The organism is Sporosarcina soli, assembly GCF_042655805.1.
GTDB classification, from domain to species: Bacteria; Bacillota; Bacilli; order Bacillales_A; family Planococcaceae; genus Sporosarcina; species Sporosarcina soli.
The window spans coordinates 204,965-216,833 of sequence record NZ_JBHSNO010000015.1; the positions used below are offsets into that span (position 1 = coordinate 204,965).

Annotated in this window: 12 protein-coding genes; 3 read left to right on the forward strand and 9 right to left on the reverse strand. The window is 43.7% G+C overall.

Annotated elements, in window-relative coordinates; all coding sequences use genetic code 11:
- Positions 1–147: 147 nt before the first annotated feature.
- The 3 genes from ACFPRA_RS19990 to ACFPRA_RS20000 form a co-directional block, all read right to left on the reverse strand.
- Positions 148–1,137 carry an iron-hydroxamate ABC transporter substrate-binding protein gene (locus ACFPRA_RS19990; protein WP_381438606.1) on the reverse strand — a complete coding sequence of 330 codons (990 nt, stop codon included), beginning with the start codon at positions 1,135–1,137 and terminating at the stop codon, positions 148–150.
- Positions 1,138–1,276: 139 nt separating this feature from the next.
- The gene (locus tag ACFPRA_RS19995; RefSeq protein WP_381438609.1) at positions 1,277–2,833 is read right to left on the reverse strand and encodes an ABC-F family ATP-binding cassette domain-containing protein; all 1,557 of its coding nucleotides are present in this window, start codon (positions 2,831–2,833) and stop codon (positions 1,277–1,279) included.
- Between the two features lie 378 nt (positions 2,834–3,211).
- Entirely contained in the window at positions 3,212–3,646 is a 435-nt protein-coding gene (locus ACFPRA_RS20000) for a YugN family protein (protein ID WP_381438611.1), read from the reverse strand.
- 191 nt (positions 3,647–3,837) lie between these two features.
- On the opposite strand from ACFPRA_RS20000, the gene ACFPRA_RS20005 reads away from it, so the two are divergent.
- Positions 3,838–4,326 (forward strand): DUF2243 domain-containing protein, encoded by a 489-nt coding sequence (locus ACFPRA_RS20005; protein ID WP_381438614.1) that lies wholly within the window; start codon positions 3,838–3,840, stop codon positions 4,324–4,326.
- Entirely contained in the window at positions 4,316–5,137 is an 822-nt protein-coding gene (locus ACFPRA_RS20010; protein WP_381438616.1) for a cytochrome c oxidase assembly protein, read from the forward strand. The genes ACFPRA_RS20005 and ACFPRA_RS20010 overlap by 11 nt, the downstream gene beginning before the upstream one ends.
- A gap of 135 nt (positions 5,138–5,272) precedes the next feature.
- On the opposite strand, the gene ACFPRA_RS20015 is transcribed toward ACFPRA_RS20010, so the two are convergent.
- Positions 5,273–5,788, reverse strand: coding sequence for a hypothetical protein (locus ACFPRA_RS20015; protein ID WP_381438618.1), 516 nt, complete (start codon positions 5,786–5,788; stop codon positions 5,273–5,275).
- A 156-nt stretch (positions 5,789–5,944) separates the two neighbouring features.
- Between ACFPRA_RS20015 and ACFPRA_RS20020 the strand changes: the two genes are divergently transcribed.
- Positions 5,945–6,907: a nucleoside hydrolase gene (locus ACFPRA_RS20020; RefSeq protein ID WP_381438620.1), complete on the forward strand. Its 963-nt coding sequence runs from the start codon at positions 5,945–5,947 to the stop codon at positions 6,905–6,907.
- 12 nt (positions 6,908–6,919) lie between these two features.
- On the opposite strand, the gene ACFPRA_RS20025 is transcribed toward ACFPRA_RS20020, so the two are convergent.
- From ACFPRA_RS20025 to ACFPRA_RS20045, 5 genes are read right to left on the reverse strand one after another with little or no spacing between them, the layout of a single operon-like run.
- Positions 6,920–8,041: a Ger(x)C family spore germination protein gene (locus ACFPRA_RS20025; protein ID WP_381438622.1), complete on the reverse strand. Its 1,122-nt coding sequence runs from the start codon at positions 8,039–8,041 to the stop codon at positions 6,920–6,922.
- On the reverse strand, positions 8,038–9,150 hold the full coding sequence (locus tag ACFPRA_RS20030; RefSeq protein ID WP_381438623.1) for a GerAB/ArcD/ProY family transporter: 1,113 nt from the start codon (positions 9,148–9,150) through the stop codon (positions 8,038–8,040). The genes ACFPRA_RS20025 and ACFPRA_RS20030 overlap by 4 nt, the downstream gene beginning before the upstream one ends.
- Positions 9,151–10,671, reverse strand: coding sequence for a spore germination protein (locus ACFPRA_RS20035; protein WP_381438625.1), 1,521 nt, complete (start codon positions 10,669–10,671; stop codon positions 9,151–9,153).
- A 54-nt stretch (positions 10,672–10,725) separates the two neighbouring features.
- Positions 10,726–11,067, reverse strand: coding sequence for a DUF3889 domain-containing protein (locus ACFPRA_RS20040; RefSeq protein WP_381438629.1), 342 nt, complete (start codon positions 11,065–11,067; stop codon positions 10,726–10,728).
- A gap of 7 nt (positions 11,068–11,074) precedes the next feature.
- Entirely contained in the window at positions 11,075–11,857 is a 783-nt protein-coding gene (locus tag ACFPRA_RS20045) for a YqhG family protein (protein WP_381438632.1), read from the reverse strand.
- Between the last annotated feature and the right edge of the window lie 12 nt (positions 11,858–11,869).

Sequence of the window (11,869 nt, forward strand, 5' to 3'; positions counted from 1 at the left end):
TTGTATGCGCCGACTTTGGAGGTTAGAAGAATTTTTATGCTTGCTCAAAATTTGTTTTTGAACAGCCCCGCAAAAAAGCACCTCGTCCTGAAACAATTCGAAATTGCTTCAAGGTCTGGTGCTTAACGTTAAGATTGCGGGAACAGTTCACCCGTTATTTTCTTGATGTCTGTCAATCAGCATATTGACAAACAAGTCAATTTGTCCATAAATGGCTAGCGGGTCATACCGATAAAATGTATCAAAGTCATTGTAAAACACTTGATTGTTTTGAATCGCATCCAGCCCTTGCCAAATGGCCGACTCCTTTAAATTCTGTAATGCCTCCCCTTTTTTCTCTGGGTCATAAGCCGTCAAAAACATATAATCCGCCGCATAGTCTGGCAATACTTCCATGGATAGCTGAAGGGTTTGTTCTTCGTTCTCATTTTTGTGAGGCAGTTTCAATCCCAATGCATTATACAGCGCTTGTCCCCCGCGTCCTGCATTATCCCCGAAGATCCATAGTTCACCTTTGTCAGTCAACTCATAAATGCCGAATGTTGCCTCTGCATCGATGATACCTGCGAGCTTCTCTCTTCCTTCCTTCGCTTTCTGGTCGAATTTACGCAAGAATGCTTCCGCTTCCTCCTGATTGCCGGTTATATCCCCGAATAGTTCAACCGTTTCTTGAATGCTTGTCGCGGTACCATATGGTATGTGCAGCGTAGGCGCAATTTCCGCAAGTTGCTCATAATTCTCATCATACATGACTACGATTAAATCCGGATCCAGCTCTAGCACTTTTTCCACATTGACAGGCTGACCGATCTCGACGGCATCTTTCAATAAATCCTTGATAAATGGATTCTCAAATGCTGTTGGCTCAACTCCTACGACATTCGCGCCAACCGACAGTAACTCGCCACCGTAGAAATCAGTGACAATCCGCATCGGCCTTTCTGGAATCTCAACTGGTCCCTTGACCGACTCGAACATCCGGTTGGCATCACTTTGTTGCGCTGTTTCCGACTCTTCAGCACCCTTCTCCGTATCTACAGAAGAAGTGTTTTCCGGCGTTTTGCTACAAGCTAGCAAAACAAAAAACAGACTGAACAGCATTGCAGTCACCATCATAAGTCTATGTTTCTTCATCATCTCTCAACTCCATGAACTCACTTATTATTGATAACGATTATCACTATCAATCAATTATGTTAGAGAATCCTCAAAGAGATGTCAATAGAAATAGAAAAAGCCTCTGAATTCTAATACAATTCAGAGGCTTTTGCTGTAATTAAAACATTTTAGTCGTCCACTGTTCACCATTCCACACGTCTGTTACGAGCCCTTCATAAAAATCAGGTTCGTGTGAAATTAACAAAACACTGCCTTTATATTCTTTCAAGGCTCGTTTCAATTCCTCTTTCGCATCATAGTCAAGGTGATTAGTCGGTTCATCGAGAACCAGTAAATTCGTTTCGCGATTGATGAGTTTACATAAACGCACTTTTGCCCGTTCACCGCCACTTAACACTTTCACTTTACTTTCGATATGCTTCGTCGTTAACCCGCATCGAGCTAACGCTGCACGTACTTCGTATTGCGTAAAATGAGGAAAAGCTTCCCAAATTTCTTCAAGGCAAGTGCTGTTGTTGTCCGTTTTCGATTCTTGCTCAAAATACCCGACTTCCAGATGATCACCGAGTTCAACAGAGCCTGCCAATGCCGGAATTTCGCCGAGAATGCTTTTTAAAAGCGTCGTTTTCCCGATGCCGTTCGCACCTGACAAAGCAATTTTTTGACCACGCTCCATCGTCAAATTGAGTTCCTTCGACAACGGTTCATCATACCCGATGACGAGCCCTTTCGTTTCAAACAGATATCTTCCAGGTGTCCGCGCTTGTTTGAAGGTGAATTGCGGCTTCGGTTTTTCCGCATCCAATTCAATGACATCCATCTTATCCAACTTCTTCTGGCGGGACATGGCCATTCGACTCGTTGCGGCATTCGCCTTGTTGCGGGCCACGAAGTCCTTCAAATGGGCAATTTCCTTCTGTTGCTTCTTGAAAGCGGCTTCCACCTGCTGTTTCTTCATCTCATAAACACGCAAAAACTCATCATAATCCCCTGCATAACGGGTAATCTGTTGGTTCTCCATATGATAGATGAGCCCAATCACACTATTTAAGAATGGAATATCGTGGGAGATCAGAATGAACGCATTCGGATAGTTCTGCAAATAATTGCGCAGCCATTCGATATGCTCAACGTCCAAATAGTTCGTCGGCTCATCGAGAAGAAGAATATCCGGTTTCTCAAGCAACAGCTTCCCAAGCAGTACCTTTGTCCGTTGCCCTCCACTTAAATCATTTACGTCTCGATCCAAACCGAAGTCATTCAACCCAAGTCCGTTCGCCACTTCTTCCACTTTGGAATCGATGATGTAGAAATCATTGTTTGTCAGCTCTTCTTGTATTTCACCCGTCTCTTCAAGAAGCACTTCCAATTCATCCGCATCTACCTCACCCATCTTGGCAAAAAGCGCGTTCAGTTCCGTTTCCCGATCATACAAATACTGAAATGCCGTCCGCAGCACATCACGGATGCTCATCCCCTGCTTCAACACAACATGCTGATCCAAATAGCCGACTCGCACCCGCTTCGCCCAACTCACCGTTCCCGCATCAGGCTCCAGCTTGCGCGTAATAATATTCATAAACGTGGATTTCCCTTCACCATTCGCTCCGATCAACCCGATATGCTCTCCTTGCAATAAACGGAAAGAGACATCATCAAAAATCGCCCGATCCCCGAATCCGTGACTTAAATTTGTTACCGTCAATAAACTCATCTATTTTACACCTTTTCCTTCATTTAGAATGCTTCTCTTTGTCTCAAACTGTCGGGAACTAAGAAAAGCCGAATCCTTTCTATTATATAGAGATTTCGCTAAGGTGGATAGAGTCAACCATGTATTTTTAAGTCTTGAGCGATGACCAATAATACGAGAATGTTATGTAGACACATAAATTTTCTGAACTATATATTCACTTTGTCATCAAGTTATTGTACGCATCACTTGTATTGCCTCCGGATATTCTATAATTTTTCTTCAATAATATGACTAGCTATGTATATTTGACGAGTTCCGTTTTTGTGTAAACAGTAACTTCCCCTCCCTATGGAAAGGGAAGTTAGACAAAGACACGTTTCAAACAAAAAATATCCCTTAACTAGATTTCAAGAGCTGCTGCGCATGCATACAATCCACTAATTTTTCCACCGCGACTTCGCCTGCATGGATCCATCTGTTTTTATCAATGATTTTTCCGTCGGTATCAATCGGTTGCTGGAATTGACTGAAACCAGTTGCATCTAACAAAGAACTTTCATCGCGATCTAGACCCACATGCACAACATGCTTGATAATATAAGGTGTGCCAAATTGAATGGAAGCATCATGATCATCCAGCTCCCCTTCCGTGACGAGAAAAGGGATTCGGATATAAATGGTTTCGCCCCCTTCTTGGCACAACACATGGTCAAAGCAGCCTTTATGATAATCCCAATTTCCGCCCAAGTGATAACCGAGCTCTCGAATACAATTGCTGACAACTCCGAAAGAAGCAACTTGCCCTTCAAGCTCTGTTTGTAATGTCAACATGATTATTCCTCCTTCTAACATGATTGCTTATACAGCATTTACAAAAGAAGGAGGAAAAATACTGTCTACTTCTACAAATAAGTCGATCCTCCATCCATTCTACGTTCCGTCTCTCTTTCCGCGTTTACCAAAATCCACTAACGGCTATACTTGGGTAAGCAGTAGATTTTAGATAGGATGGAGGTAATAAGATGAGGACCGCACAAAACAAAGCGACATATGCGCAACGAAATCTTTGGTCCGGTATCCTGTTCGGTTTAGGTTTTGTTGCTTTTCTTGATGAAACGCTATTCCATCAACTGCTCCATTGGCATAAATTTTACGATAAATCGACTGTCGCGGTCGGTCTTGTTTCGGATGGACTTTTTCACGCATTCAGCTGGTTTGCGACCGTCGGAGGGCTATTCCTAGTCGCCGATCTGCGCCGGCGTGATGCTTTGTGGCATAAGATGTGGTGGGGAGGAAAATTGCTTGGTGCCGGAGCTTTCCAACTATATGACGGAACAATTCAGCATAAAATCATGCGCATCCACCAAATCCGTTACAATGTGAATATTTTACCGTATGATCTTGTGTGGAATATTTCCGCAGCAATCATGATCATTATAGGTATTGCTCTGATCATCCAAGCGAAACACGACCATCGTCAAGGAAGAGGGGTGTTTTCCCGTGCAGCATGAACTAGACAACCATACGTCCCTCCTCTTTACCGATCTGTTTTTTGGAATTCCCGTACTGCTGGCAATCGGCCTTTATATCGGAGCTATTTTGACGACCAACCGACGGCGGCACCTCCGAAAATGGCCTTGGCTCCGTACGATTTCCTTTATTGCGGGTGTGTTATTGGCTGCCACCGCAGTAATTGGCCCACTCGCCCGTCAGTCCCATTCCGATTTCACTGCACATATGATGGGTCATCTACTGCTTGGTATGCTCGCTCCGTTGCTTGTTGCGCTCGCTGCTCCTATGACATTGTTGCTGCGCACACTCAATGTCCATGCCGCAAGAAAACTTAGCCGGTTGTTACAACGACGGCTAATCCGTTTCTTCACGCATCCGATTGTGGCGTCTTTCCTGAACATTGGCGGGTTATGGCTTCTCTATACAACTAGTCTATATACAGCTATGCATACAAACCTTCTACTCCATATTTTCGTGCATATGCACGTTTTCATCGCCGGGTATTTATTCACCATTTCTTTACTCTATATAGAACCCGTCTCCCACCGTTTTAGTTTCCAGTTCAGAACCATTGTCTTTATACTGGCACTGGCCGGTCATGGGATCCTTTCTAAATTCATCTACGCATACCCGCCGGAAGGTGTTCCGGTAGCTCAAGCAAGAAGCGGTGCCCTGCTGATGTATTACGGCGGTGATGCGGTCGATCTGCTGCTGATATTTATCCTGTTCAAGCACTGGTACCAATCAGCCCGTCCGCGTACTCGCGCTACTATTGACCGAGAAAACCCTAAAGCCAATCATGCAACGTAGAGAAAGGGACAGCTTTAAAATACAATGTCCCATCTCAAGCGCATCTCCATTGAGTTTCTGATGATGCTTGAGATGACAAAGCTGTCCCTGTTTCTAAGTTCCCTCCCGCTTCGATCGGGTTCGATAGCGAAATGTTTATATTCGATCCAACACTTCCACTGTTTTCAATACATGAAAAAGAAAATCTGGTATGTCCTCCATATGCGCCTCGTTAATTTTCTCCTTGAAGTTCAGTTCGATATTATTCAAGTAATTTGACGGGTCTTGCCCGTATTCAAAACTCAATGTTTGCGTGAGCTCGATGTCATCTTTCCAAATCGAGTTTAGGGATTTTTCGATCTGATAGCACTGGTTTTTTACATGTTGAACATGCTTCATAAAACGAAGGCATAAGACACAACCTGGATTTTCTCCTGGCAATTCTAATAGCTCACCTGCTAACTCTTTCAATGAAGCCGTTAAACTAATTTCTGCCGTTATGTTTTGTAGACCAACAACCTTAAATTGAATGGCAAAATCCCTTGCAAGAACAGCCAAATCCATTCGATCTATCCGATTCGTAATCGTTATTTTCTGATCAATATTGTCTAAATCATAGACGTGATTTTCAAAAGCGACCTTTACATTTTCAAAAATTGTTGGATCGTACATATCGGTCCCTCCCATTGATTGTGATTACCTATAGCTTATTTGATTGTCCAAACTTTTTCATTTTCAACGACTGATAATTGCAGTCTTTCTTTTTCACAAATGCGTTATGAGCTAAAATACAATAGGTTTAGGTGATCGATTCAAGGGAGGGATTTTGTGGCCAAAAAGGTGTTATTATTTGGCGATATCGGGATTGACGATACGGTCGCCTTAATGTATGCCCATTTGAATGAAGAGATTGAAATCGTTGGGGTAGTGGCTGATTATGGGAATGTGTCAAGGGAAGATGCGCTCACCAATATCCATTATTTATTCAATATCTTGAATTTCCCTGCTGGCATCCCGGTTATTGGGGGTGCGGAAATACCATTGACTGCGGAACAGCCTACTTACTACCCGGATATACATGGCGTGCATGGTCTAGGTCCCATTGTGCCGAATGACCGTGAAATTGTGATCGAAAACTTCCTGGAAATCGTGCATATCATTCAGCAGTATAAAGATGAGTTGATCATCGTGAATATCGGTCGACTGACTTCACTTGCCACGATGTTTATTCTTTATAAAGAATTGATGGGGAATGTGAAGGAATTTTATTTGATGGGTGGAGCTTTTGGGGTACCTGGAAATATAACACCCGTCGCAGAAGCGAACTTCCACGCAGATCCGATTGCTGTAAAAATCGTGCTGTCCTATGCCGACAATGTTACCATCATCCCATTAAACGCGACACAAAAGGCAATTGTGACCCCGGAAATGATCGATTATATCGACCACTTTGGAAAAGCGAAAATCTTCAAACCTCTGATGGATTTTTATACAGAATTTTACCACGAGCGGGATCCGACGCTTCCAGGAAGCCCTGTCCATGATGCGCTGACACTGATAGCGGTTATCCATCCGGAAATGTTGACGTTCCAGTATTATCCTATTGAAATCGGGCAACAGCATGAAGGACTGATGAGGGGACTAAGTATTGCCGATACCCGCCACTCCGCTGATATTGCTAATGGAGACAAGATTCACCGCATCGCATTCGATTTGGACTACGCACAATTTTTTCATCACTTTCTATCGGTTATGACGATTGGTCAGGCAGACGAAAGCCGCCATATCTAAAACAGGTGCTGATCATTCAAAAACGCCGCTTCTGAGGAGCGTCACATCAATATCGACGTTCACTTTCATATCCTTGAACATGACATGCCACTGCTCTTCCGTCAATTCAGAACGATGTACCGAGCTTTTATAGAATTCGCCAAATCCGAAAATATCCGAATCCAATTCTTGGCAACGAGCGATGATTCTTTTTAGTTCTTTTGATAAATCATCAGCAATTGCCTTTTCAAGTTCTTTTGCTTCTTTTACTTCTCCGATATTTATAGTTGGCTTGACCTCGATTAATCTTGCTTGCACAGAAATTTGCACGTCGAATTCTGGGGTTTTCGAATTGACCAACTTCACTTTTTTACGGGTTTTGATCGGATCGAATACTAAATTGATTTCCTCCGGAGGATCCTTCAGTAAAGAGGCGGGGACATCCTCGCCTTTCATTTCTGTTTCAAATACGCCTGCATTATAATTATCCCGTAGCAGCCTTACGTAAAAACTTTCATCGACACTAAGTTTGCCAATCATTTTATCCTTTCTGAACAAGGCGATCCCAGAAATCTCCACCAATTCCTGATCTCTTTTCAAGATAGGGACAACAATATCCCTGCCTACGGAAAAATAATCACGGGTCACTTCATGAATCGTAGAGGAAACGACCTGTTCACTTTCAATATTTTGATCGAGTAATTTATAAATATGTTCACCGATATCATCGATATTTGGATATGGAAATTCAATTAATGGCCTCGTTTCGCCCTCCACTACAGCCAGGAGCACTTCTCCGCTCAATTCGTTATTTTTCGAGAAGGTATCCAAGTAGTGGGCTATGCCTTCCTGGGCAAACGCTTCACCGAATAAGATGCCCCTCATTTGACCGGCCATGACCTTTTCAGCTGCTCTACGATTGATCTTCGCGCGGGTCCCTTGGCTTGTTTTGTTTTCGGCGGTAATAATTGCCACTCTACTTTGCAACTCCGAACCGACTTGACGAACAACTGCTGTCGTCTCCACCCCGTCCTCTTTCCCCAAATCATAACCGATCAAAGTCGTTAAGCCTACCCTTTCAAGGAGCTTTGTCTCTGCACATCCGACCAAACCGACACAGAGAAATAACGAACCTAAAAAACAAATCTTTTTCATTCTACTTGCTCCTTATGTCGTTTAAATTTCCTTGTTGCTGCAGCGATTGCAAACAAGATGATCGGGTAAACAAAAGCAATATAGAATGCTACCCGACTATAATAGTCATTGAATGTATTGATTTGGGATCGGGTTTTAAGCAGGATACTAGCAATGAAAATGACGAGCGAGAACAGTCCGACGAATTTAAAAGCATTGACCTCTACGAGCCGTCTCGTCCCTCGAAAAGCAGCCCAAACCAATAGACTAAGATTTGGCAAAATGATCAGCATCCAAAAACAGACGACCATATATTCGATCCGTTCAACAAACGGAAATTTGACGATACCAAATAAAGAAAGCGTCGCCCAAATGGTTTTCCTCAACTGTTCCCCGCTAAAAAAAGTGAGTGTAATTAACATAATGCCAAGATAAATCAATGTTGTGAACAACAACGCAAGATGAACAGGTTTTTTCGCATGCTCCTTATCCTTAACGTAAGGATAGATGACATAGAGAATTTCAAAACCGATAATCGTAAAAGTCATGGAGTGAACACCTTTTAAAATTTCCATCAAATCGGCCTCCAAAACTGGAAGAAGATGCCCGAGTTCCACATATTTCATAGGAAAAGCCATCAGCGGGAATAGCCAGATGGAAAGGATAACACTGAAAAAAGATATACCGACAATGACCCGCAGACCGCCCGTAAACGAATAGATCACGATAAATAACAAAGATACCGCCAGAAACCATGTATTCAAATTCGGAAAAACCCATGTTTGAACAACTTCGATATAGTTCCTCAAAACGGCAAAAAATGCCGTTGATAAATAAAGGATATACAATACATTCAAAAAATTCCCGATCCATTTCCCGAAAATAGCTTGGTGAATCCCATACAAGTCATTCATTCCATACATTTTCAATGTTTTCAGCATGAAAATGGCAACGATGTGTGTGGCGAGCCCCGCAAGCAGGATAGAAATCCAGGCATCTTGTTTCGCTTCCTGGTAAATGATCCGTTGAAAGCCATGAATCCCAACCCCCAGTTGAACGGAGTGAACGATGAAAAAAAGGAGAAAAGCGGGAATCATATCACCAGGGCCCATTTGTACGGAATTTTTCACTCAATTCACCTTCAGTTTATCGTTCTCGGGATCGATGGGGGCAGGTTCAAATTTGTCTTCATCCTCGGGCCTCGTATTGGATGGTCTCTTAAACGTCAAAGGCAACGGCAATCTAACAAGGCTATCCCCCCAATCCATCAGCCGTGGCGGATAAAAAGGGGCTGTATATGGTGAACCAAGACTCGATTGGCGCAACAGTTCGACCATGATAAAGCAGAACCCTAGCATCACACCGTAAAAACCCCAAAGCCCTGCCAAAAGGATCAACGGAAAACGGATAAGCCGGATAACGTTACCCATCATGTAACTCGGGGTTGTAAAAGATGACAATGCTCCTAATGCAATGATGATGATTAAAATATTACTTGTCACGCCCGCTTGAACAGCTGCGGTTCCAACAACAATTCCGCCAACGATACCGATTGTCTGACCAACTTTCGACGGTAACCGGACCCCCGCTTCCCGCAACAGTTCAATAATCAGTTCCAATAGCAATGCTTCAAATAACGGAGGAAATGGAACTAAAGCACGGGATTCGCTCAGCGGAACTAAAAGAGTTTGCGGAATGACTTCGTAATGGTACGTTAAAGCCGCCACATATAAAGGCGTTAAAAATACGGATAGAACGACCGCGCTGAATCGTAATAACCGGGTAAACGTAGCAATTTGCCAGCGCAAGTTTTGATCCTCCTGGCTTTGGAAAAATTCCAGAAAGGAGTGCGGGCAAACAATGGCAAGGGAACTTCCATCGATGATCAATCCCAATTTACCGTTCAATAATTCACCGCACAGCTTGTCTGGTCGTTCCGTTAGAAGCATTTGCGGAAAAATTGATAACGAATTATCGTCAATCAGCTGTTCCAGAATCGAGCTATCCAACACGGAATCCGTTTCCAGATCGGTGATCCGTTGCCTGAGTGTATTCACCATTTCATCTGAAGCAACCCCTTTGATGTATAACAATGCCACCGATGTTGTCGATCGCTCTCCGACTTCCATTAGTTCATTGCACAGATCGGGATTTTTGATCAGTCTTCGGATTAAGGACACATTCGTTGACAAGCTCTCGTTAAACGCCACTTGGGCACCGATGACTTGGGATTCCATTTCGGGTGCCGATAACGATCGCGATTCGGTGGTCGGGATATTTGCCAATACGATTTGGGCATCCCCTTCCACATGGATAAGCACTGACCCATCCATTAGGGCCCGAACGGCATCCCCGACCTCTTCCGTCAATTTCACTTGCGGAACGGGTAAATAAGAGGTCAAATTTTGCGATGAAACACCCGGATACTTCACCAATTCAAGAATGATATGATCAGTTAACGCCTTAGTATCCACCAAGTTATCGATATAGATAAGCGTAAGGCTTGGAGGAATCGATTTGACAATCAAATCAGATGAGTGATGGACAGCGGCGCTAACCGTCTGGATAAACACATCCGCTGAAGTGGACACTTTATGTCCCGAAATTCCCCCATCCATAGCGGATGAGGGTCCCGAATTTTTTTCAGGCATTGTACGTCCTCCTTACGAACTTTGGTTCACATCAATCTCCCTGCCCATGACAATTCATCTGTCCGTTTCTTCAAATTCAACTCGGATGATTTCCTCCGATTCGGTTGTGAACTCGATCCTAACAAAGACACCGAACTCGCGGTCGCCTTCTTTTAACCAAAGCTTGAATTTCTCAGTGGTTGAATTCCCTTGCGTGTGACTGCCTTCATGCAAGTAGTCCAGGATATGGGCATGTGGATATTTACCTTGCACTTCTTTTACAGCGAGCCTTCCCCATTTTGCATAGGACGGGACTTCTTGTTGCACTGGCGCCGCTAGCGGCATAGGCGGAGTGATCACCCAAACGACCATCAATAAACCGAGCGCTATACATGTTTTGCGTAAGATGATTCCCATCTCCTTTTCATTTCAAATAAAATAATCCTCCACTGATGATGTCGATTTTAATACGGGCTTCGTATTGTTGCGCCAACGCTTCTTTCTCGATTTCGTAACTTTCCGGTCGGTTGTCAACCCCTTCATAGAAAAACTCCAAAACGGCCAAATCCTTTTCCCATCTCTTTTTCGCTTCCTCCGCCCAAGTATGGTCGTCTTGCTGGATGTGCTGTTCGATGAGTGCATCCAATCGTTCAAGCGCCCGGAGCGGCTTGATAATATAGGGTAGCTGAAAGCTATTGGCGGATGCTGTCGCCGTCAAATCCTTTTCCAGCAATGATTCATGAAAACCATCCCTGATTTCTCCAGTCATCAGATTGATCCCCAACGAATGCAGCCTTTCTTTCGTTTGATCGCAATAGTAGGCGATTTTATAATTCACGCCAAACCAAGGCGTCAAGATCGGTTGTACATGCGGATTCGCTTCCGTCTGCTCATACATCTGCACAAAAGCGCCGAGCTCATTCGTCACTTGAAAGAGCTGATGGAGACGAGGAGAACCGAAGTGGATCACTTCGCCTCGAACGTTCTCCACCAACTGATTTTTATCTGTGATAAATGTCAATTGTGCCGGATTGGGTTCTTCCCCCGTACTCTCTACGTATTGCCAATAATACGGGCGGTTCATAATTCTTTTATCCATTTCAACCGTCAATTGGACAATTAAATAATGCGGATGGTGACTTAAAATCGGGCAATGGTTCTCTTTGAAAAATTGTTGCATATACGTGTGGATCTGTTGCGGATACATGGCACACTCTCC

What these genes read in the sequence shown, in the direction of transcription:
- ACFPRA_RS20015 (WP_381438618.1), bottom strand. Translation starts at nt 5,788, where the DNA reads ATGTACGATCCAACAATTTTTGAAAATGTAAAGGTCGCTTTTGAAAAT.
- ACFPRA_RS20025 (WP_381438622.1), bottom strand. Translation starts at nt 8,041, where the DNA reads ATGAAAAAGATTTGTTTTTTAGGTTCGTTATTTCTCTGTGTCGGTTTG.
- ACFPRA_RS20000 (WP_381438611.1), bottom strand. Translation starts at nt 3,646, where the DNA reads ATGTTGACATTACAAACAGAGCTTGAAGGGCAAGTTGCTTCTTTCGGA.
- ACFPRA_RS20005 (WP_381438614.1), top strand. Translation starts at nt 3,838, where the DNA reads ATGAGGACCGCACAAAACAAAGCGACATATGCGCAACGAAATCTTTGG.
- ACFPRA_RS20040 (WP_381438629.1), bottom strand. Translation starts at nt 11,067, where the DNA reads ATGGGAATCATCTTACGCAAAACATGTATAGCGCTCGGTTTATTGATG.
- ACFPRA_RS20035 (WP_381438625.1), bottom strand. Translation starts at nt 10,671, where the DNA reads ATGCCTGAAAAAAATTCGGGACCCTCATCCGCTATGGATGGGGGAATT.
- ACFPRA_RS19990 (WP_381438606.1), bottom strand. Translation starts at nt 1,137, where the DNA reads ATGATGAAGAAACATAGACTTATGATGGTGACTGCAATGCTGTTCAGT.
- ACFPRA_RS19995 (WP_381438609.1), bottom strand. Translation starts at nt 2,833, where the DNA reads ATGAGTTTATTGACGGTAACAAATTTAAGTCACGGATTCGGGGATCGG.
- ACFPRA_RS20045 (WP_381438632.1), bottom strand. Translation starts at nt 11,857, where the DNA reads ATGTATCCGCAACAGATCCACACGTATATGCAACAATTTTTCAAAGAG.